23 protein-coding genes and 1 tRNA gene are annotated in these 19,908 nt (G+C 34.5%); 18 read left to right on the forward strand and 6 right to left on the reverse strand.

Annotated features, from left to right (window positions below; genetic code table 11):
• Nucleotides 1-95: 95 nt before the first annotated feature.
• Entirely contained in the window at nucleotides 96-998 is a 903-nt protein-coding gene (locus ACYQ3X_RS00745; RefSeq protein WP_460179933.1) for a metal-dependent hydrolase, read from the forward strand.
• On the forward strand, nucleotides 995-1,621 hold the full coding sequence (locus ACYQ3X_RS00750) for a radical SAM protein (RefSeq protein ID WP_460179934.1): 627 nt from the start codon (nucleotides 995-997) through the stop codon (nucleotides 1,619-1,621). Before ACYQ3X_RS00745 ends, ACYQ3X_RS00750 begins: the two co-directional genes overlap by 4 nt.
• Here the strand turns inward: ACYQ3X_RS00750 and ACYQ3X_RS00755 are convergent.
• Nucleotides 1,618-2,862: a replication-associated recombination protein A gene (locus ACYQ3X_RS00755; protein WP_460179935.1), complete on the reverse strand. Its 1,245-nt coding sequence runs from the start codon at nucleotides 2,860-2,862 to the stop codon at nucleotides 1,618-1,620. The two genes, ACYQ3X_RS00750 and ACYQ3X_RS00755, sit on opposite strands and share 4 nt — an antisense overlap.
• The gene (locus ACYQ3X_RS00760; protein WP_460179936.1) at nucleotides 2,859-4,067 is read right to left on the reverse strand and encodes an HD-GYP domain-containing protein; all 1,209 of its coding nucleotides are present in this window, start codon (nucleotides 4,065-4,067) and stop codon (nucleotides 2,859-2,861) included. Before ACYQ3X_RS00760 ends, ACYQ3X_RS00755 begins: the two co-directional genes overlap by 4 nt.
• Before the next feature lie 67 nt (nucleotides 4,068-4,134).
• On the opposite strand from ACYQ3X_RS00760, the gene pgeF reads away from it, so the two are divergent.
• From pgeF to aroF, 3 genes are all read left to right on the forward strand, one after another.
• Entirely contained in the window at nucleotides 4,135-4,794 is a 660-nt protein-coding gene (gene pgeF, locus ACYQ3X_RS00765) for a peptidoglycan editing factor PgeF (protein WP_460179937.1), read from the forward strand.
• Nucleotides 4,795-4,804: 10 nt separating this feature from the next.
• Nucleotides 4,805-4,878 (forward strand) — tRNA-Pro (locus tag ACYQ3X_RS00770).
• Nucleotides 4,879-5,062: 184 nt separating this feature from the next.
• Nucleotides 5,063-6,076: a 3-deoxy-7-phosphoheptulonate synthase gene (gene aroF, locus ACYQ3X_RS00775; RefSeq protein WP_460179938.1), complete on the forward strand. Its 1,014-nt coding sequence runs from the start codon at nucleotides 5,063-5,065 to the stop codon at nucleotides 6,074-6,076.
• Here aroF and ACYQ3X_RS00780 read toward each other — a convergent pair.
• A complete protein-coding gene (locus ACYQ3X_RS00780; RefSeq protein WP_460181675.1) occupies nucleotides 6,073-6,327 on the reverse strand; it encodes a SemiSWEET transporter in 255 nt (84 codons plus the stop codon). The two genes, aroF and ACYQ3X_RS00780, sit on opposite strands and share 4 nt — an antisense overlap.
• On the opposite strand from ACYQ3X_RS00780, the gene ACYQ3X_RS00785 reads away from it, so the two are divergent.
• The 7 genes from ACYQ3X_RS00785 (at nucleotide 6,323) to ACYQ3X_RS00815 (ending at nucleotide 11,646) form a co-directional block, all read left to right on the forward strand.
• A complete protein-coding gene (locus ACYQ3X_RS00785; protein WP_460179939.1) occupies nucleotides 6,323-7,219 on the forward strand; it encodes an HDOD domain-containing protein in 897 nt (298 codons plus the stop codon). The two genes, ACYQ3X_RS00780 and ACYQ3X_RS00785, sit on opposite strands and share 5 nt — an antisense overlap.
• A complete protein-coding gene (locus ACYQ3X_RS00790; RefSeq protein WP_460179940.1) occupies nucleotides 7,216-8,457 on the forward strand; it encodes a sensor domain-containing diguanylate cyclase in 1,242 nt (413 codons plus the stop codon). The genes ACYQ3X_RS00785 and ACYQ3X_RS00790 overlap by 4 nt, the downstream gene beginning before the upstream one ends.
• Before the next feature lie 130 nt (nucleotides 8,458-8,587).
• Nucleotides 8,588-9,373 carry a 30S ribosomal protein S2 gene (gene rpsB / locus ACYQ3X_RS00795; protein ID WP_460179941.1) on the forward strand — a complete coding sequence of 262 codons (786 nt, stop codon included), beginning with the start codon at nucleotides 8,588-8,590 and terminating at the stop codon, nucleotides 9,371-9,373.
• Between the two features lie 12 nt (nucleotides 9,374-9,385).
• Nucleotides 9,386-9,979, forward strand: coding sequence for a translation elongation factor Ts (gene tsf / locus ACYQ3X_RS00800; protein ID WP_460179942.1), 594 nt, complete (start codon nucleotides 9,386-9,388; stop codon nucleotides 9,977-9,979).
• On the forward strand, nucleotides 9,972-10,724 hold the full coding sequence (pyrH, locus tag ACYQ3X_RS00805; protein WP_460179943.1) for a UMP kinase: 753 nt from the start codon (nucleotides 9,972-9,974) through the stop codon (nucleotides 10,722-10,724). The genes tsf and pyrH overlap by 8 nt, the downstream gene beginning before the upstream one ends.
• On the forward strand, nucleotides 10,696-11,253 hold the full coding sequence (gene frr / locus ACYQ3X_RS00810) for a ribosome recycling factor (protein WP_460179944.1): 558 nt from the start codon (nucleotides 10,696-10,698) through the stop codon (nucleotides 11,251-11,253). The genes pyrH and frr overlap by 29 nt, the downstream gene beginning before the upstream one ends.
• On the forward strand, nucleotides 11,254-11,646 hold the full coding sequence (locus ACYQ3X_RS00815; protein ID WP_460179945.1) for a TraR/DksA family transcriptional regulator: 393 nt from the start codon (nucleotides 11,254-11,256) through the stop codon (nucleotides 11,644-11,646).
• Here the strand turns inward: ACYQ3X_RS00815 and truA are convergent.
• Together truA and ACYQ3X_RS00825 are read right to left on the reverse strand one after the other, a co-directional pair.
• Nucleotides 11,640-12,404 carry a tRNA pseudouridine(38-40) synthase TruA gene (gene truA / locus ACYQ3X_RS00820; RefSeq protein WP_460179946.1) on the reverse strand — a complete coding sequence of 255 codons (765 nt, stop codon included), beginning with the start codon at nucleotides 12,402-12,404 and terminating at the stop codon, nucleotides 11,640-11,642. The two genes, ACYQ3X_RS00815 and truA, sit on opposite strands and share 7 nt — an antisense overlap.
• A gap of 83 nt (nucleotides 12,405-12,487) precedes the next feature.
• Nucleotides 12,488-13,441, reverse strand: coding sequence for a chordopoxvirus fusion protein (locus ACYQ3X_RS00825; protein ID WP_460179947.1), 954 nt, complete (start codon nucleotides 13,439-13,441; stop codon nucleotides 12,488-12,490).
• Nucleotides 13,442-13,674: 233 nt separating this feature from the next.
• Between ACYQ3X_RS00825 and yedE the strand changes: the two genes are divergently transcribed.
• The 4 genes from yedE to ACYQ3X_RS00845 are packed head-to-tail and all read left to right on the forward strand — an operon-like array spanning nucleotide 13,675 to nucleotide 16,369.
• A complete protein-coding gene (gene yedE, locus ACYQ3X_RS00830) occupies nucleotides 13,675-14,763 on the forward strand; it encodes a YedE family putative selenium transporter (protein ID WP_460179948.1) in 1,089 nt (362 codons plus the stop codon).
• Between the two features lie 3 nt (nucleotides 14,764-14,766).
• On the forward strand, nucleotides 14,767-14,985 hold the full coding sequence (locus tag ACYQ3X_RS00835) for a sulfurtransferase TusA family protein (RefSeq protein ID WP_460179949.1): 219 nt from the start codon (nucleotides 14,767-14,769) through the stop codon (nucleotides 14,983-14,985).
• An 11-nt stretch (nucleotides 14,986-14,996) separates the two neighbouring features.
• Complete coding sequence (locus ACYQ3X_RS00840; protein ID WP_460179950.1) at nucleotides 14,997-15,536, forward strand: DUF3343 domain-containing protein; 540 nt, start codon at nucleotides 14,997-14,999, stop codon at nucleotides 15,534-15,536.
• A complete protein-coding gene (locus tag ACYQ3X_RS00845; RefSeq protein ID WP_460179951.1) occupies nucleotides 15,521-16,369 on the forward strand; it encodes an NAD(P)H-hydrate dehydratase in 849 nt (282 codons plus the stop codon). The genes ACYQ3X_RS00840 and ACYQ3X_RS00845 overlap by 16 nt, the downstream gene beginning before the upstream one ends.
• Here ACYQ3X_RS00845 and ACYQ3X_RS00850 read toward each other — a convergent pair.
• Nucleotides 16,360-17,256, reverse strand: coding sequence for a tetratricopeptide repeat protein (locus tag ACYQ3X_RS00850; protein ID WP_460179952.1), 897 nt, complete (start codon nucleotides 17,254-17,256; stop codon nucleotides 16,360-16,362). The two genes, ACYQ3X_RS00845 and ACYQ3X_RS00850, sit on opposite strands and share 10 nt — an antisense overlap.
• Nucleotides 17,257-17,299: 43 nt before the next feature.
• Here ACYQ3X_RS00850 and ACYQ3X_RS00855 point away from each other — a divergent pair, with 43 nt between their 5' ends.
• Together ACYQ3X_RS00855 and ACYQ3X_RS00860 are read left to right on the forward strand one after the other, a co-directional pair.
• A complete protein-coding gene (locus ACYQ3X_RS00855) occupies nucleotides 17,300-18,019 on the forward strand; it encodes a glycosyltransferase (RefSeq protein WP_460179953.1) in 720 nt (239 codons plus the stop codon).
• Entirely contained in the window at nucleotides 17,985-19,904 is a 1,920-nt protein-coding gene (locus ACYQ3X_RS00860; RefSeq protein ID WP_460179954.1) for a 6-pyruvoyl-tetrahydropterin synthase-related protein, read from the forward strand. Before ACYQ3X_RS00855 ends, ACYQ3X_RS00860 begins: the two co-directional genes overlap by 35 nt.
• The last annotated feature ends 4 nt before the right edge of the window (nucleotides 19,905-19,908 follow it).

Genomic DNA, 19,908 nt, shown 5'->3' on the forward strand with positions numbered 1-19,908 from the left:
TTTTTTTTGATTAAGTTATAATACATAAATTTTTTTCAAATGTCAAGCACAAAACAAAACTTCTTTTATTTATTTATTTTCTGTTACAATTTTTTATGGATCCTGTTACTCATACCCTTTCTGGATTTGTAATTGGTAAATCAATAACTAAAAACAAAACCATTCTTGCCATTATTCTTGTTACTTCCCTGATACCTGATATTGATATTCTTTTAAGACTTCACAGTAGAGAGCTTTTTTTGATGTATCACAGAGGAATTACTCATGGAATTGGAGCGTTGTTTTTGTTTCCTCTTTTACCTGCAATAATTTTTCGCAAAAAATTAGGTTTCTTAAAAGCCTATGCTTCGGCATTCATAGCCTATGCACTTCATCTTTTTCTTGACCTCACAAATCAATATGGAACAAAAATTCTTTCTCCCTTTGACTGGAACTCATACAGTCTTTCTTTAACATTCATAGTGGACCCATATGTTTTATTTCCTCTTTTGATAGTGGTAGCTGTATCAGTAAAAATTAAAAAACATGCAAAATTTTTATATATATTTTCAATGGTTTTTATTGCTTTATACATTGGAACAAAGGCATATCTTAAAGCAGAGGCAAGAGATTTCCTTAAACAAAAAATTGAAGCACATCAATACAGGGTTTATCCCCTTGTCAATGATTTTTTAAGATGGTGGTTTGTAGCAAAGCATTCAGATGAATACATAACAGGATTTGTAGACCTGTTTACAAAGCGTGTTTATATTGATGAAAAATACAGAATTAAGAATGACCCTGCAATTATAAAATCAAAAGAAGCTGAAGCAGTAAAAGCATTGCTTTCCTTTGCAAAACATCCTTTGGCTGAATTGAAACACGAAGGTGATGTAACTGTGGTAATTTGGAAAGAGCTTTCATATGGATTTTTACCTGATGATAGATTTACTGCAAAAGTATGGCTAAAGGAAACACCTGAGGGTTATAAAATAATAAATGATCGTCTGAAAATATGAAAGTCTGCGAAATCTTTGTAAGCATTCAGGGAGAAAGTTCTCTTGTAGGGATTCCTATGATTTTTGTAAGGCTAACAGGATGTAATCTAAGATGTACCTACTGTGATACAAAATATGCCTATTATGAAGGGCAGGAGCTTTCAATTGATGAAGTTTTGAAAAAAATTCATTCCTTTCCATTTAAATATGTTGAAATTACAGGAGGAGAGCCACTTTTGCAATATGAAGTTTATGAACTTATGAATGAACTTGTAAAAACTCATATGGTGCTTATTGAGACAAATGGCTCTGTATCTTTGGAAAAAGTTAATTCTCAGGTAAAAATAATCATGGACATAAAAACTCCTGGAAGTGGAATGAATGAGAAAAACTGCCTTGAAAATTTGAAGATTCTTAAAGAAACTGATGAAGTTAAGTTTGTTTTAACTGACAGAGCAGATTATGAATGGGCAAAGGATTTTATAAAGACCCATAGAATAAAAGCTAAAGAAATTCTTTTTTCTCCTGCTTATGGAATTCTCAATCCTGAAGAGCTTGCTAAATGGATAATTAATGATGGGCTTTTAGTAAGGCTTAATCTTCAAGCTCATAAATACATTTTTGGTGATACAAGAGGAGTCTAAGGCTTATAATACTTTTTCTTTTCAGGAAGATACTGCTGCTTTACATAACCACCATAATCATGAGGATATTTGTAATCCTTTCCATGACCAAGCCTTTTAGCTCCCCTGTAATGCGCATCTTTAAGATGCTCTGGAACCTGGAGTGTGCGCTGTCTTTCAATATCTTTTAAAGCTTCCTCTATTGCCCTGTAACAGGCATTGCTTTTTGGTGCAGTAGCTACATAAATGGCAGCTTGAGCAAGAATTATTCTCGCCTCTGGCATTCCTACAAATTCAACTGCCTGAGCTGCAGAACTGGCAATAACTATAGCCATTGGATCAGCATTTCCCACATCCTCACTTGCTGCAATAACTATTCTGCGAGCAATAAAACGAGGATCTTCTCCTGCATAAATCATTTTTGCAAGCCAGTAAACTGTTGCATCAGGATCGCTGCCACGCATACTTTTAATAAATGCTGAGGCTGTATCATAGTGTTCATCTCCTGCTCTATCATAGACAATATGCTTTTTCTGAATAGTTTCCTCAGCAATTTTGATGTCAATTCTTATAAAACCATCTTTATCAGGCTCTGTGGTTAATACAGCAATTTCAATGGCAGAAAGAGCCTTTCTTGCATCTCCATCTGAAGACTTTGCAAGATGAAGCAATGCTTCATCACTAATCTCAATTTTTAAATCTCCAAATCCACGTTCTTTATCACTTAAGGCTCTTTTGAGAATTGTTATAATCTCCTCTTCAGTTAAAGGCTTTAGCTCAAATACATGGCTTCGGGAAAGTAAGGCAGAGTTAAGATAAAAAAATGGATTCTCCGTTGTTGCTCCAATAAGGATGATGTTTCCCTCTTCAATATCAGGAAGTAATGCATCCTGAGAAATCCTATTGAGTCTATGAATTTCATCTATAAAAAGAATGGTTTTTTCGCCTTTACTGAGCCTATGTTTTGCTGTAAAAATCTGCTTTCTTATCTCTTCAATATTCAGAGTTGTTGCATTAAGCCACTCAAAATGAGCCTTTGTTTTATTTGCAATGATTCTGGCAAGAGCTGTTTTACCTGTTCCTGGAGGACCATATAAAATAAGCGATGTTATTCTATCTGAATCAATTGCTCTCCTTAAAAGCTTTCCTTTAGAAAGAAGGTGATTCTGTCCCACATACTCATCAAGATTTCTCGGAGTCATTCTGTAGGCAAGAGGCTCAGTTTTTAAAGGTTCTGATAGTTTATCAAATAAATCATTCATTTTATTTTCCCAAGCATCTTTATAAAAGTTTTTAAGAGTTCAGGATCATAATCACCTTTTTCTTTAACGATTATGGAAAGAGCAAAATATGGAGTTAAAGGAGGTTTGTAGGGTCTTCGGGTTGTTAAAGCATCATAACAGTCTGCAATTGCTGTAATTCTTCCAAAAAGTTTAATTTCTTCAGGTTTCAAACCAAAAGGATATCCCCTTCCAGAAAGCTTTTCATGGTGCTGAAGGACTGCTGTGAGAGAGTCTTTTGGAAATTCTTTCTGATTTTCAAGAAGTTCATAACCAAATAAGACATGCTGTTTTATAATATTGTATTCTGTATCATTAAGTTTTCCCTGTTTGTTTAATATTTCATGAGGAATCTGACTTTTCCCTAAATCATGTAAAATTGCACCCATTCCGAGTTTGAATAAAGCATCTCTGTCAAGTCCTATCTGTATTCCCAGCCCTGTAGATAAAACTCCCACATTAACACAGTGAGTGTAGGTATAATAATCATACCCCTTTAAACTTAAAAGACTATAAATTGAATCAGGCTCATCAATTATTGTTTCTATGATATCACTGACAACTTCGCCCACCTTTTTTATATTTTCTCCACTTCTTGGTTCATTTAAAATTTCCGTTATTAATACCTTAGCAGATTCTTTAATTATCAGTTCTTTTTCTTTAACTCTCTTGCTAAGAAATTCAATGTATTCTCTGAATAAAGGCAAATCCCTTCTTTCAATTAAAATATCACCTTCCTCAGGAATTGTATCCTCATAAATCATAAATGGTTTTTCCGGTGAGGCTTCAATGAGTTTTTTGAATTTAAAATCCTTTAGATTATAAATAGAAAACTCCACTTCAACACCCGGGATTAAAAGGTTTCTGTCAATCTGATAGAAATTTTCTTTGAAAAAAGAGTAATTTTTAAATGCCTTAGGAGAGTCTAAAACAGATTCAGGCAGTGCTCTTGATTTATAAGTATCTACAGCAGATTTTTCCACATAAACAAAAGTTATTCCTTTTTCCTTCAATACTTCAAGAAAACTGTTTGAAACTATTGTCCCTTTGTTGAAAATTTTTTTATTTATTCCTGAGTCACGAATATACACATCAAATGGTAAAGTTTTGTTTATTTTTAATTCTTCAATGTTGATTTTAATTAGATTTTGTTCATTTAACTTTTTTATTTTAGTTGCATAGCCCATTAATTAATTATCACAAAAAATTCTTAAAAAATGAAACATACTTTTTTTGAGATGTATAATAAAAATAATGACCATTTATCCAGAAATATTTAGAGGACTACAGATTGAGGCGTTTTTTACAAAAAAAATAGAAAACTTTGAAGATTTTAAAAATTCGCTTCCCTTTAAACTTTATATTCCTGTTCAAAGACATACAGATTTTGTAGTAAATTTGAATGCTCTAACTGAGCCATCAGTAGCAGATGCTGTGATTACAGATCAAAAAAATCTTTTTATAGGTATAAAAACAGCAGATTGCCTACCAGCGCTGATATTTGATCCTGAAGAAAAAGTAATTGCTGCAGTTCATGCTGGATGGCGTGGAACAGCAAAGGGAATTTTAAGGAAAACAATTCTCAAAATGAATGAGATTTATGGATGTGAACCTAAAAATCTATTGATTGCCTTTGGACCATACATTAAAGGATGTTGTTATGAAGTGGGGGAGGAAGTTATTGAAGCATTGAGAAAAGAAATTCCCGAGGAAAATTACATCTTCAGAGTAAATAGGAAAAAACATGTTGATATCGGAATAGCGAACTGTTTTCAGGCTATTTCAGCAGGAGTAAAAAAAGAAAACATATGGATTTCAGAGGACTGTACATACTGTAAAAACATTGAGTATGCTTCTTACAGATTTCATGGTAAAAAAGCAGCAAGACAATACGGAGTCATAGGAATGTTATAATAGAAAAAAACGGGGTGTAGCGCAGTCTGGTAGCGCGCACGGTTCGGGACCGTGGTGTCGGAGGTTCAAATCCTCTCACCCCGATAAGAAGTTAAATGAGAGGTTAAATGACACACAATATTTATTATTCATGGTTTGGTTTTTACTTTAGATAATCTGCCTCTGACAGTTTAGTCTGGCAGGAAAATTCAAAGCAGACAGGTCAGGGGCAGATGAAGCCCTTGACCTGTCTGCTTTTTTATTTAAAAACTTTGATGGAGGTTTAAAAATGGTAATTGTAATGAAACCAGAAGCAACAGAGGAGCAGCTTAGAGAAGTAATATCTAAAATTGAAGAGCTTGGTTACAAACCACATGTAATTTATGGCGCCACAAGAAATGTAATCGGAGCTGTTGGAGATGAAAGGGGCAAATTTATACTTCAAAGTCTTGAGAGTCTTGATGGAGTAGAGGCTGTTATACCGATTCTTAAGCCCTATAAGCTTGCCTCAAAGGAAGTAAAAAAGGACAAAACTGTTATCAAAGTTGGAGATGTTTCAATTGGAGGCAAAGAAATTGTTATAATTGCTGGTCCCTGTGCTGTTGAAAACGAAGACCAGATTATCAATACTGCAAAAACTGTAAAATCAATGGGTGCTCATATTCTAAGAGGAGGTGCTTACAAGCCAAGAACCTCTCCCTATTCTTTTCAAGGACTCGGCAAGGAAGGGCTTGAATTACTTAAAAAAGCAGGTGAGATTGCCAGAATGCCTGTAGTAACAGAAGTCGTTAATCCTGAACATGTTGACCTTGTCTGCGAATATGTTGATATTCTCCAGATTGGAACAAGAAATGCTCAAAATTTTGAACTTTTAAAAAGAGTGGGACAGGTGCAGAAACCTGTAATACTTAAAAGAGGAATGTCAATGACCATTAAAGAATGGCTTATGAGTGCTGAATATATCCTAAGCGAAGGTAATAGAAATGTTATTTTATGTGAAAGAGGAATCAGAACCTTTGAAACTGCTACAAGAAATACTCTTGATCTTTCAGCCATAGCAGTGCTTAAAGAAGAAACTCATCTTCCTGTAATTGTTGATCCAAGCCATGCAACAGGTTATGCAAAATATGTTCCTTCTATGTCTTATGCTGCTGTTGCTGCAGGAGCAGACGGATTAATGATTGAGGTTCATCCTCAGCCTGAAAAAGCCTTTTCAGATGGACCACAATCTTTGAATTTCAGCTCTTTTGGTAAATTGGTTGAAAAACTGAAACTTTTCACCTCAGTTGTAGAAATGATTTAATCGTAACGGATTTTCATAAAAATTATTGAAAAAATTAAAATTAAAGAAACAAAATTTGCTAAAATTACTGGTAATTCTTTAATCAAAACTCCGTAAATAAACCAGAGCGATATTCCTACTGCCATAAAAATGAACATTGTAAGAGAGACATCTCTGGCAGATTTTGTTTTATAAATTTTCAATGCCTGAGGAATAAGCGCACCTGTTGTTATTATTCCTGCTACAATTCCTATGATGTTATTCAAATTGATTGAAAACTCCATAATTTATATTGTATTATTTAGAATAATTTTAAAGCAAGGAAGAACAATGAACTCAGATATAAGAATTGATATTCAGAAACTTAAAAAACTTCCTACGCTTTCTTATACTGCAGAAAAAATACTCAATTTAACATCAAAAGAACTAACACATCTTGATGAACTTGTCAGCATCATTGAGAGAGATCCTCCGATTATGTCAAAGGTTCTTGGTGTTGCCAATATAGTTTATCTTGGACTTTATAAACCTATAACAACACTCAAAGATGCTCTTCTTAAAATAGGATTTAAAACTTTGAAAAATATTGCTTTAAGTATATCCATATTTAGCCTTTTTAAATCTTCTCCTGAAAAAGAAAAAAGTTATACAGGGCTTTTTAAGCATTCTATTGCTACAGGCACAGTTTGTCAGATTATTTCGGAAAAATTTTTGAAAGAGGCTTCTGAGGAATATTTCACTGCCGGTGTTCTTCATGATATAGGATTTTTTGCTCTTCATTATGCTTTTTATGAAAAGCTTCAAGAAATAGAGGAAGCTTTCAGGGAAAGTTCTTCTCTTAAGGAAGCAGAAGAAAAAATTATTGGCACAAATCATTCAGAAATAGGAAAATGGATTGCTGAAATGTGGGGATTGCCAGAGATGGTAGTTGAGGTAATTCTTTATCATCACGATTTCCCTAAGAAGTCATTAAAATATGCAAAAACTGTTGCCCTGGTTCAGCTCTCCAATTTTATTGCTGAAAAACTCGGATTTTATCCACTTCAAGTTAAGAAAGAGTCCGAATTCTATAAAGACAGGGTTTATCAAATTTTAAATCTTCCAGAACCAGAGGATTTAATTCTTGAATTAAAAGAAATTGTGAACGAAGTAGAAAATCTATGAGAGAATTTTTATTAGAAATAGGAAAGCTTTTAAAACTTAAAAATTTGGATAACTACAGCAACGAAGAGCTAAAACAAATCATTTTTGAGCATATAAAAAAGACACAGGTTATAAAACAATCTCTATTTGAACTAACCGAAGATTTTGCCTGCAGTGCAGAGCTTTCTGTAAGAGTTATGTCTTCTATCAATCGGATTCTTGACAGGATTTACAATGAAAAAGACATCTACAGCTTTATATCGTACTGTTTTGATGAGTTTATAAAGTTGCTTCCTGTTGAAAATATATCATTTATGGAAAAACATCCTAAACTGAACTGGCTTGTTTTAAAAGTTGCATCAGGCAAAATTAAATTGAAAGATTTTAAAAAGAAAATATTTAATATTGAGAATACTCTGGCAGGTGCGGTTTTCAGGGAGTGCAACTTTATTTATTCTCCTGATGTAAAAAATGATGAAAGATTTGATCCAAAACTTTCATCACTTCCTATAAGATCAGTTTTATCCGTACCTGTAAAATTTCAAAATAAAATAATCGGTGTTATTAATTTTTCTCATCCTGAAGCAAATGCCTTTGATGAAGCATGTATTTTCTTTCTTGTTTCAATGGTGCAACTTTTCTCTGCTGTAATAACACTTTTCAAGCTTTACAGTGAAAATTTAAAATTTAACGAATTATTACAAAAAGAAGTCAGCAGGAAAACATCAGAATTACAGAAGATAAATAAGAAACTTTACAAAGCATCTATAACAGATTCTCTTACAGGAATACACAATAGAAGATTCTTTTTCCAGAGACTTGAGGAAGAATATGCAAGGGCTTTAAGATATGGAAATAGCTTCTGTTTAATTCTTTTTGATCTTGACAGCCTGAAAAAAGTCAATGATATGTTTGGACATCCTGAAGGAGACAGGCTTATAAAGCTTTTTGCAAAAATTTTAAAAACTGTGAAAAGAAAAGAAGATATTGTTGCCAGAATTGGAGGGGATGAATTTGGATGTATTTTGATAGGAGCTTCAATAGAGGGAGCTAAAAAATTTGCTGAAAGAATAAAAGAAGAGTTTAAAAATAGATATAAAAAAGCTTCTGTTAGTGCTAGTGGTGCTGTAGGCTGCATTGGTAAGGGTGAGAATTTTAAATTTTACAAGAACTTTAAAGATTTTTTCAAAGAAATTGATAAGCTTCTTTTTAAAGCCAAGAAATTAAAGGATACGATAGAAACGATTGAAACAAATTAAAAAAATATGATAAATTTTAAACTTAATGTAGAGTCTTTGACTCTTTAAAACACACGCCCTGGAAATTCTCCGATGGTCCCTAAAGGGTTAAGGAGAAAGGGCGGAGGCAAAACCAACAGAGGAGGTTTTTATGTCAGTAATTACAATGAAAGAGCTTCTTGAAGCAGGCGCTCACTTTGGACATCAGGTTAAAAGATGGAATCCAAAAATGAAAAAGTACATCTTTGCAGAGCGTAATGGGATTCATATTATTGATCTGCAGAAAACTGTAAAAGGTATTGAAGAGGCTTATGAATTTTTAAAAACTGTTTCAGCTGAAGGAGGAAATATTCTTTTTGTTGGCACAAAAAAGCAGGCACAGGAAGCAATCCAGGAGGAAGCTAAAAGAGCAGGAGTTTTTTATGTAAATCATCGCTGGCTTGGAGGAATGCTTACCAATTTTTCCACAGTGAGAAAAAGTGTTGAAAAATGGCAGAGAATTGAGCAGATGAAAGAAGACGGAACACTGTATTTACATACTAAAAAAGAGATTTCCAAATTAGAAAAAGAAAGACAGAAGCTTGAAATAAACCTAATTGGAATTAAAGATATGATGGAACTTCCAAAGGCAATTTATATTGTGGACATAAAAAAGGAAAAAATAGCTGTTACAGAAGCAATAAAGCTTGGAATTCCTATAGTTGCCATAGTTGATACCAATTGTGATCCTGATCTTGTTGATTATGTTATTCCAGGGAATGATGATGCAATTAGAGCAATAAAATTGATTACATCAAAGATGGCTGATGCAGTGATTGAAGGTAAGGAAATTTTCCTGAAACGTCTTGAAGAAGAAGCTGAAAAGGCAGCAATAAAAGAAAAGATACTTCAGGAAGAAGAGTATCAAAAATCAATGGATGAATATATTGAACAGTAAAGGAGGAGAAAAATGGCAATAACTGCTCAGATGGTAAAAGAACTCAGAGAAAAAACAGGTGCTGGAATGATGGAATGTAAAAAAGCACTTGAAGCCTCAGGAGGAGATTTCAATAAAGCAATTGAATATTTAAGACAAAAAGGACTTGCAACTGCTCAGAAAAAAGCATCTCGTGAAGCCAGAGAAGGAATCATAACATCTTACATTCACATGGATAAAATTGGAGTAATGCTTGAACTTAACTGTGAGACAGATTTTGTTGCAAGAAATGAAGAATTCCGTCAGCTTGCCAAGGACATTGCAATGCAGATAGCTGCATCAAATCCCCAATACATACAGAGAGAGGATATTCCTCAGGATGTTATAGAAAAAGAAAAGGAAATTTATAAAGCTCAAATAAAAGGGAATAAGCCACCTCAGGTTATTGAAAAAATTATTGAAGGAAAGCTTGAGAAATTTTATGAAGAGATGTGTCTTCTTGACCAGCCTTTTATCAAAGAACCTGACAGAAAGATAAAAGACCTTATTAATGAAAAAATTGCAAAATTCGGTGAAAATATTGTAGTAAGAAGGTTTGTGAGATTTCAGGTAGGTCAAAGTGATTAAACCTGTTTATAAGAGGATTCTGCTGAAGCTAAGTGGTGAAGCACTTATGGGAGAAAAGGGTTATGGTATTGACCCTTTTACTGTAAAATACATGGCAGAGGAAATAAAAAAAGCCTATCAGATGGGAGTTGAAATTGCTGTTGTAATTGGTGGTGGCAATATATGGAGGGGTTCTGAGGCAGAGGCACAGGGGATTGAAAGAGCAACAGCAGACTATATGGGAATGCTTGCAACAGTAATCAATGCACTGGCACTTCAGAATGCTCTTGAAAAACAAGAGGTTGACACTCGTGTTCAATCTGCAATTGAAATGAGAGAACTTGCTGAGCCTTACATAAGAAGAAAAGCAATAAGACATCTTGAAAAAGGCAGAGTGGTAATATTTGCTGCAGGCACGGGTAATCCTTATTTTACAACTGATACAGCAGCAGCCCTCAGAGCAATTGAAATCGGTGCAGATGTTATCCTGAAGGGAACAAAGGTGGATGGAATCTACTCATCGGATCCTGTTAAAGATTCAAAGGCGAAAAAATTTGATATACTTACCTATATGGATGTAATAAGAGATTCCCTTAAAGTAATGGATTCTACTGCAATCACGCTTTGCATGGATAATAATCTTCCTATTGTGGTATTTAATATCCGCAAACCAGATAATTTAAAGAAAATAATTTTAGGCGAGAAAATAGGAAGCATTGTCTTAAAAGAGGTGAAAAATGATGCAGGAATTCAAGAAGAAAGCTAATGAAAAAATGAATCAGGCAGTGGAGGTATTTAAAAAAGACCTCTCTACATTCAGAACTGGTAGAGCTTCTCTCAGCATTCTTGACAACATTAAGGTTGATTATTACGGAAGTATGGTTCCACTTAATCAGGTTGCCACACTTGGAATACCTGAGCCAAGAATGATCACAATTCAGCCATGGGAACAGAGAATGCTTGCAGAGATAGAAAGAGCCATCATGAAATCAGACCTCGGGCTCACTCCAATTAATGATGGAAAAATAATTAAAATCGTTATTCCACCTTTAACAGAAGAAAGAAGAAAGCAACTTGTAAAAGTGGTCCGTAAGAGGGCTGAAGAAGCAAGAGTAGCAATAAGAAACATTCGCAGGGATATAATTGAAGAGATTAAAAAAGCGGAAAAAGAAAAGAAGTTAAGTGAAGATGATTCTCGCAGACTTCAGGAAGAAATACAGAAAATAACGAATTCTTTCATTGAAAAGGTTGACAAGGCTCTTGAACAGAAAGAGAAAGAAATCATGGAGGTTTAAATGAAAATTGACCAGGAGAGAAAAGATAGATTAAAAAAAATGCTCAATAAAATGAAAGAACAGATTCTTCAGGAAGCTCGTGAAGAGATGAAAAAGTTTCAAACTGGAGAAAAGCGACAGATTGTTGAAGCAGTGATGGATGATGCTGATTTAAGCGTAATTGATCTTTCAGAGGATATAAGCCTAAAACAGTTAAGCACACACAGAGATATCCTCAAAAAAATTGAAGAAGCCTTAAGAAAACTTGAAGAAGGCACATATGGAATATGCGAGATGTGTGGAGATGAAATTCCTGAGGAAAGGCTAAAAATCCTTCCATTTGCCATATACTGCAGAGACTGCCAGGAGAAGATTGAAATGATAGAAAAATTTGAAGGTGAGGAAGGTCAGTAATATATTTTCTCTAAAAAAAGTCCATGGGAAGGGGCTGTCTGCATGGGAGAGGGTCTCTTCCCACTTTTAAAAGCTTCATAAATTGATTCAACACTTAGTTTCTGTCTTCCCAATTCCACAATACATCCAACAATGTTTCTAACCATGTATCTTAAAAATCCATCTGCTTCTATCCTGAATTTGATAAAATTACCAATTATGTTTATATCCATGAAACAGAGATTGTCAAGCCTCTGCATGGTAAAATCATGAACAGTTCTTATTTTATTCTTTACCTCTGTTCTGCCTGAAAAAGCTGTGAAATCTCTGGTCCCCTTAAACAAATTTAAAGATTCTTCCATTAAAGATAAATTGAGTTTTTTAGGATAATGCCATACATATCTTTGAATGAAACAGGAACACTCTTCATCAATGCATAAATAGTAAACATAAGATTTTCTTTTTACTGAATACTGAGGATGAAACCCAGGCTCAACTTCTTCAATCTCAACTACTCTTATATCTTCTGGAAGCAAAGAATTTAAAGCTTTTTTAAGACTGCTTAAAGGCATTTTAATCTCCCATTTAAAGCTTGCAACCTGTCCAAGAGCATGAACTCCTGCATCAGTTCTACCAGCTCCCCGAATCTTTATTTCTGCTTTAAATATCTTTGAAAGAGCTTCTTCAATTAATGCCTGAATAGAATAGCCCTTTTTCTGTCTCTGCCAGCCAGAATAATTACTGCCATCATACTGAATGATCATCTTAATATTAGTCATTGTTTAAAATTATAACATCAAGAAACATAGTTCAAAATTCAAATTTCAAAAGCTAATGTTATGGATTCCTGTATGGACAAAATCTACAGAGGCATTTCATAGGAAAAATACAGGTTGACTCCCTTTTCCTCTGCATACTTTCTTACAGGAGGTGATGCCTGATAGGTGACTGTAATAAGTATCTTTTTTCCTTTAAGATGGGGATCAATTCTTCTTACTTTACTGAGAAAGCTGTCTATGTCTGTTTTTTTAAGCTGGGTTTTACATTCTCCCAGTATCCATTGCTCTTTATCATTTATTATTACTTTGCCAAAGATGTTTATTTCTTCATACCTGTTAGGTGAAATTTCAATATAGTCTCTTCTAAGGAATTCTATGCTTTCTACTGCAAAGTCTCTTTTGAGAAGAACAGGAAGACCTTTATAGGCTCTGTCTTCAAGAACATATCCAATTGCATGAGAGAGTCCTCCAAGCTGTTCCCTTGTTTTCCTGTGCTCTCCTATAAGTTGCCTGAGTTCTTCCTCAGTCTTTTTCTGAGCCTCAGCGAGCTCTTTAACAGTGGTTTCAAGCCGAGTAAGTCTTTCTTCGCTTTTTTTCTGAGCCTCAGCGAGCTCTGTGACAACAGTTTCAAGCCGAGTAAGTCTTTCTTCGCTTTTTTTCTGAGCCTCAGCGAGCTCTGTGACAACAGTTTCAAGCCGAGTAAGTCTTTCTTCGCTTTTTTTCTGAGCCTCAGCGAGCTCTGTGACAACAGTTTCAAGCCGAGTAAGTCTTTCTTCACTTTTTTTCTGAGCCTCAGCGAGCTCTGTGACAACAGTTTCAAGCCGAGTAAGTCTTTCTTCACTTTTTTTCTGAGCCTCAGCGAGCTCTGTGACAGCTTTTGTGAGTTTTTCAACTTCTCTTTGCAGTTTAAGGAAGTCTTCTCGGGTTACTACTTCACCGATTGCCTTCGCAATAAGTTTAAGAATTTTCAGAAACGCTGCCCTTATCTGTGGATCAAGATTTTCAAGTTCTTCAATGATTTCAACATTAATAAGCATAAAATAGTTTACAACTTTTTTGAGGTAAAAATAAATAGTTTCCCATCTGTTCAAAAGCTGAAATTGCAAAGATTTCTTCTGAAAATTAAGTCTATAAAAATTACACGATAAAACCTCAATAGCAAAAATTGCATTGAAAAAATCTATCAAAATTCTATGATTTATTGACAAAAACAATTTTACATATCGGTATAACTAAAGTAAAATATTCAAAAAATTCTGGAGGAAGGTAGATGGAGTTTAAGAATTTCTTTGCAACACGATTGGGCATTATTTTTGTTGGTTTAATTATTGGTGCACTTGCTCCTGTGCTTCAAAATCTCGGAAATCCACCAAACATGGGTATATGTGTTGCCTGTATGGAAAGAGATATTGCAGGCGCTCTTGGGCTTCACAGGGCAGCAGTTGTTCAGTACATGAGACCTGAAATCATAGGCTTTGTTCTTGGAGCTTTTCTTTCTGCTCTTGTCTTCAGGGAATATAGACCTCGTGGAAGTTCAGCACCTTTTATAAGATTTATTCTTGGTGTTTTTGCAATGATAGGTGCCCTTGTTTTTCTTGGCTGTCCCTGGAGAACAATTCTCAGACTTGCAGGTGGAGACGGAAACGCTATTTTTGGCTTATTTGGTCTAATTTTTGGTATCTGGATTGGAACAAGGTTTCTTAAAGCTGGTTATTCACTGGGAAGAACTCAAATAGCTTCATCAAAAGCAGCAGGAGTTGCATTCCCTCTTTTGATGTTTGGTTTTCTTTTACTTTTACTGATTGATCCTCAGCCACAGGGTGAAGGCAGAGGAATGCTGCTTTTTTATAGCATAAAAGGTCCTGGCTCCCAGCATGCTCCTTTGTTTATATCTCTTGGAGTTGCCATGTTAATAGGTGTTCTTGCTCAGAGAAGCAGATTCTGCACAATGGGAGCATTTAGAGACCTTATACTTTTCAAACAGGGACATTTATTTTCAGGTGTGGCTGCATTTTTTATCGCTGCTTTGATTACAAATCTCATACTCGGACAATTTAATCCTGGTTTTGAAAAGCAACCAATTGCCCATACAATGCAACTCTGGAACTTTCTTGGAATGACACTTGCTGGACTTGCTTTTACTCTTGCAGGTGGATGCCCGGGCAGACAGCTTTTCATGTCCGGTGAAGGAGATGCAGATGCTGCAATATTTGCATCTGGTATGATTGTTGGTGCAGCAGTAGCACATAACTTTGGATTGGCAAGCAGTCCTTCAGGAATTGGTCCAAATGGAGCTGTAGCAACAATAATAGGGCTTGCTGTTTGCATAATAATTGGTTTAACAATGAGAAGGAGGTAAAAAATGGCTGAAATTGTTGATGCAAGAGGACTTTCATGTCCTGAGCCTGTGCTTTTGACACTTGAGGCAATTAAAAAGCTTGGCAAAGGTGAGATAGAGGTTCTTGTTGACACTGATACATCAAAGGAGAATGTATCCAGGGCTGCTACTTCAATGGGATGGCAAATTATAGAGACAGCTCAAGAGCAAACAGGCTACAGAGTGAGAATCAAGAAGGACTGAAAGGATGAGTAATGAAAATATTTAAAAAATTATTCAAACAAAAGCATGATTCTACTGACAGGGGAATCCTTATATTTGAAAACACCTCAGAAGTCATAAGGGCAGAAAAGATTCTAAAAGAGCATGGATATGACATAAAAGTTGTAGGACCTCCTCCACATGTAAGAAAGGGATGTGATCTTGCAATAGAGTTTCCAGTTGTAGAAGCAATGGGAATTCTTAATACTCTTGAAGCTCAGGGACTTATACCCCTTGATTTTTTGCCTTCCAATGATGGCAACTTAAAACCTGTTGACCTTTTTCATGTTAAAGACTACGGCAGATTTATTATGGTAAGAGCAGCAAACATGAAAATAACAGTTCATAAAAGCAGTCTTACAATTGTTAATGTATCAGGTGGTGGATGCCCTGATGTTCCCTATTTAGCAGCCTGCCTTGTAGGTAAAAAAATTAATGAATCAGCAGAACCAAGAATGCTTGGACACACTCTCTGCGGATATGCCCTTCAGTTAGCATATGATAAAATAAAAGAATTATGCTTGCGGTCATAGGCACTGTTCCAGAAGAGGATTTTCCTGTTACATCAGGAAATGTTCAACTGGAAGACAACTTTTTAATTGTAAAGGGCAAAAAGATTTCCATACAGAGAGGAACACCCGCCCTGATTGCATCAGCATGCAAAATTCTTGAAATCTCAGGTAAATCTGAGCTATACGTTTATCTTGCAGGAGATACAGGAAAAGGCTATGGAAGCAGAAGACTATATGAATTTTTTGTCAGTGACATTAAAAATCATGATTTTGATACACTTACATTTCACTACTTAATGCCTGATGCTGACTGGTGTAATAAAATTTTACTTGCTGTTGGAGAGCTTTATAAACGCCCTTTTTTAATAGCTGATGCAGGTTTTATGTATGCTGCAAAGATGAGTGGAAATGCAAGCTGCTTTGATCTTTTTACACCAGACCCTGGAGAGCTTGCATTTTTAGCTGATGAAGAGGCACCTCATCCATTTTATACAAGAGGCTTTCTTCTTCAGGATGAAAGCAGAGTGAAAGAACTTATTGAGAGAGCCTATAAATATGAAAATGCAGCTAAATACTTGCTCGTTAAAGGCAGGGCAGACTATATTGTAAAAAATGGTAAAATCATGGAGATTGTCTCAGAACCATGCATTGAAGCTCTTGAACCAATTGGTGGGACAGGAGATACTCTAACAGGCATAGTTTCTGCTTTAATTGATTCAGGATATGAAATAGAAAAGGCATGCACCATGGCAGCAAGGATTAACAGAATTGCCGGTCAGCTATCTAATCCAGAACCATCTACTCAGATATCAGAGATTATAAACTACATTTCTGAGGCAGTAAGCTATCTCTGAGACCTTACCCTCTGAATTGCCTCTGCTGCCTGTGGGTCACCAAGCTGATAAAGTTTCTCATATAGTTTCAATGCCTCTTCGTATTGTTTTTTCTTTTCTTTTAAAAGGGCGAGATTATAAAGTGCTGTTTTGTTTTCAGGATTCATAGAAAGAACTTTTCTGAAACATTCTTCAGCTTTTGTGAGATTCCCAATTTTTGCCTGAATTACACCATAATTAATAATTATTGGGATATTATCAGGAGCTTGATTTAGGCTCAACTGAGAATAATGGGAAGCTTCTTTTAAATCACCAATCAAAAGATAGAGAGTTGCAATTTTATCAAGAATTTTTGGCTCCTGCTTTCCTGTAATTCTGAGATATTCCCTGTATTCAGAGATTGCATCAGAGTAATTTCCCCTTGCTTCATAATCCTGAGCCCTATAAAGATAATCTGCTGCTTTGACTGTTTCTGTATTAAACTGCTCAAGAGGAATTTCAGTGAGCCTATTTGATGTTTTTTCTGCTGAAGGCTGCTTTGATGGTTTTTTCTGTGCCAGAGTCTTTTGTTTTTCTGAAGATTTTGTTACTTTTTTAGATATTTCAGCAACGGAGTATTTAGAAGGCTTTATTTCCTCAGTTTTTGTCTGTGTAGTTTCATTCTGAACATAAATAGGCTGTGTTTGTTGATTTTGAGGTAAAGAGGCTGGGGTAACAATCTGTGATGCTGGTTTAGAAGTTTTTTGCAATTCCGGTATCAATTGATTATAAAGAAAAACTAAAACAAAACCTATAGCAACAATCAATGCTGATAATGCAATTAAAAAAATAGATTTTTTTGAACCTTTTTCTTTTTTTACAACTGTTATAAGTCCTGGTGGTATATCTTTTTTCGTTCTGAATAACATTTTAATATTATAAAACAAAGCAAACTTTTTTAGTAATTTCAGATTGACAACTTTAAGCTTTACAAAGTCATACTATAACGATATGGAAAACATGGAGTTTTCTCTCATAATTCCTGTTTACAATCAAGGAGATGTTTTAAAGGAAACTATAAAAAAAATAGTTGATACCTTTGGAAACAGCTGTGAAATTATAATCATAAACGATGCAAGCACTGATAACACTGAAAAAGCAATTGAACATTACAGAGAGCAGATAATCTACATTAAAAACTCTGAAAACATGGGTAAAGGATACAGCGTAAAAAAAGGAATTTTGATGGCAAAATCTTCTTACAAAATCTTTACAGATGCTGATCTTCCCTATGGTGTGGAAGGAATTAAAAAAGTTTTTGAAAAACTTAAAACTGAATGTGATATTGCCGTTGGGCATAGAGTGAATCCCTATTGTCAAAACCCTGTAAGACTTCTTGGTCACAAAATTTTTAATCTTTTTATAAGAACCTATTTAAAAATTCCTCTCAAAGACACACAGTGCGGACTTAAAGGTTTTAAGGCAGATGTAGCAGATGAAATATTTAAAAGTTTAACCATAGATGGATTTGCCTTTGATCTGGAGATTTTCTGCCTTGCCTTGAAAAAAGGCTACAAAATCTGTAAAGTAGATGTAAGGCAATTGTCAGCAGGACTGTCAACCATAAACATGAAAGCTTTACTTAAAATGTTAATAGATGTTAGAAAAATTAAAAAAGCTTATAATTCATAATTCATCTGTTGTTATTTTTTGCCTTATATATTTCTATCTTCTATACATTTTCAAGCCTTCTTTAATTTTTCTTGATACAACAGTTTCAGGAGGAGACACAGGCTCTCACAACTATGTTTTTTACCATCTTAAAAGAATATTTCCATCAATTCATGGCTGGTCAAATGACTGGTACTGTGGCTTTCCATTTCTTTATTTCTACCCTCCTCTTCTTTATGTGCTTTCTGTTCTTTTAAGTTATTTAATCCCTGAAAACATTGCCTTCAAAATTGCTACATTATTAGGAACCTTTATTTTGCCTTTAAGCAGTTACCTTTGTTTAAAAATAATAGGTAAAGAAAAAATAATGCCTGAAGCTGCAGCAATCCTGAGTCTCTTTTTTCTCTTTCTTGAACAATACAATATATACGGAGGAAATATTCCAAGCACACTTGCTGGAGAATTCTCCTATTCATTCAGTTTTGCCATCTTCTGGCTTTTTATTGCTTTGATGAAAAAAGGCATGGAAGAAAAAAAATATTTAATTTCAAACACTTTTTTGCTTTCATTAATGGTTCTTTCTCATCCCATACCTGTTATTGTATCTATTTTGATTATGCCATTTTTTCTTTTTTTAGACTTTAGAAAAAATTTAGTCTATATATTGAAAGTTTATGCCTTTGCATTTATTCTTACTTCCTGGTGGTCATTACCTTTCATTCTTTATTTTGATTATACTTCTTCCATGATGTGGAAAAAATTTATAAGGGTTTCAGATATCTTTCCTTCAAATCTGATCCCACTTCAAATTATTGCACTGGCTGGCTCAGTTTATGGCTTATTTAAGAGGGATAGAAATATTATGCTTTTTTTATTTATTGCGATTGTTAGCTTTTTTATCTATCTTTTTCTTGATAATTCAAAGATATGGAATACAAGATTTCTTCCATTTTTTACAATGAGTTGTATAATGCTATCAGCATATTTTCTGGGATCAGCTTCCTTCTTCAGTCATTCAAACTTCAAATTTCAAGGTTCAAGGGTTAAAGTTCTTGTTGTTCTCATATTGATTGCCGTGGGTTCAATTGTATTTATAAACAGTCAGCTTAAATACATTCCTTTATGGGTAAAGTGGAATTATGAAGGCTTTGAAAAAAAACAGGCATGGAATGAACTAAAGCAACTTTTTGATTTTTTAAAATCTCTCCCTTATGGAAGAGTAATGTGGCAGTATACACCTGATTACGAAAGATTTGGCACACCAAGAGTTCTTGAATTAATTCCACTTTTTTCAGGAAAGCCAACAATGGAAGGACTTTTAATTGAATCAGCACTATCAGCTCCATTCCATTTTATTCTTCAGGCAGAGACAACCAATACTCCTACATCTCCTGATTTTGGTTTTCAGTATCCATCCTTTAATATGAAAAGAGCAGTTAAGCATATGAAACTCATGGGAATAAGATATTTTATTGCATATACAGAGGATGTAAAACATGAGGCAGACAATTTTTTACAAATTATTGGCTATACTGGGAGATTTAAAATATACCAAATTCCTGATGTAAAACTTGTTGAGCCAATTTCTGATTTTGAAATTCAAAAAAAAGAAGAATGGTTGATTAAATCCATTGAGTGGTTTAAAAAAAGTGAGTTATTGAAGCCTATAATTTTTACTGAGAAAATTTTAGAAAAAGCAGAGCTTAAAAATATAAAATGTATGCTCATCAAATTTGACCACAAAGAGATAGTCTTTTATACAGAAGGAATAGGAATACCTCATATCATAAAGATTTCATATTTTCCGAAATGGAAGGCAGAAGGAGCAAAGGGACCATACCTTATCTCACCCTCTTTCATGGTTGTTATTCCAGAGAAAAATTACGTAAAAATAAAATGGAAATAATTTA

Source organism: Thermodesulfovibrio sp. TK110 (assembly GCF_054658355.1).

Bases quoted from the DNA above. Each gene is read 5' to 3' on its own strand.
- ACYQ3X_RS00850 (WP_460179952.1), bottom strand. From the start codon at position 17,256: ATGTTATTCAGAACGAAAAAAGATATACCACCAGGACTTATAACAGTT.
- ACYQ3X_RS00760 (WP_460179936.1), bottom strand. From the start codon at position 4,067: ATGGGCTATGCAACTAAAATAAAAAAGTTAAATGAACAAAATCTAATT.
- yedE (WP_460179948.1), top strand. From the start codon at position 13,675: ATGGAGTTTAAGAATTTCTTTGCAACACGATTGGGCATTATTTTTGTT.
- ACYQ3X_RS00790 (WP_460179940.1), top strand. From the start codon at position 7,216: ATGAGAGAATTTTTATTAGAAATAGGAAAGCTTTTAAAACTTAAAAAT.
- ACYQ3X_RS00745 (WP_460179933.1), top strand. From the start codon at position 96: ATGGATCCTGTTACTCATACCCTTTCTGGATTTGTAATTGGTAAATCA.
- ACYQ3X_RS00845 (WP_460179951.1), top strand. From the start codon at position 15,521: ATGCTTGCGGTCATAGGCACTGTTCCAGAAGAGGATTTTCCTGTTACA.
- ACYQ3X_RS00815 (WP_460179945.1), top strand. From the start codon at position 11,254: ATGAAAATTGACCAGGAGAGAAAAGATAGATTAAAAAAAATGCTCAAT.
- pgeF (WP_460179937.1), top strand. From the start codon at position 4,135: ATGACCATTTATCCAGAAATATTTAGAGGACTACAGATTGAGGCGTTT.
- ACYQ3X_RS00755 (WP_460179935.1), bottom strand. From the start codon at position 2,862: ATGAATGATTTATTTGATAAACTATCAGAACCTTTAAAAACTGAGCCT.
- ACYQ3X_RS00825 (WP_460179947.1), bottom strand. From the start codon at position 13,441: ATGCTTATTAATGTTGAAATCATTGAAGAACTTGAAAATCTTGATCCA.
- rpsB (WP_460179941.1), top strand. From the start codon at position 8,588: ATGTCAGTAATTACAATGAAAGAGCTTCTTGAAGCAGGCGCTCACTTT.
- aroF (WP_460179938.1), top strand. From the start codon at position 5,063: ATGGTAATTGTAATGAAACCAGAAGCAACAGAGGAGCAGCTTAGAGAA.
- tsf (WP_460179942.1), top strand. From the start codon at position 9,386: ATGGCAATAACTGCTCAGATGGTAAAAGAACTCAGAGAAAAAACAGGT.
- ACYQ3X_RS00840 (WP_460179950.1), top strand. From the start codon at position 14,997: ATGAAAATATTTAAAAAATTATTCAAACAAAAGCATGATTCTACTGAC.
- ACYQ3X_RS00835 (WP_460179949.1), top strand. From the start codon at position 14,767: ATGGCTGAAATTGTTGATGCAAGAGGACTTTCATGTCCTGAGCCTGTG.
- frr (WP_460179944.1), top strand. From the start codon at position 10,696: ATGATGCAGGAATTCAAGAAGAAAGCTAATGAAAAAATGAATCAGGCA.
- ACYQ3X_RS00750 (WP_460179934.1), top strand. From the start codon at position 995: ATGAAAGTCTGCGAAATCTTTGTAAGCATTCAGGGAGAAAGTTCTCTT.
- ACYQ3X_RS00860 (WP_460179954.1), top strand. From the start codon at position 17,985: ATGTTAGAAAAATTAAAAAAGCTTATAATTCATAATTCATCTGTTGTT.
- truA (WP_460179946.1), bottom strand. From the start codon at position 12,404: ATGACTAATATTAAGATGATCATTCAGTATGATGGCAGTAATTATTCT.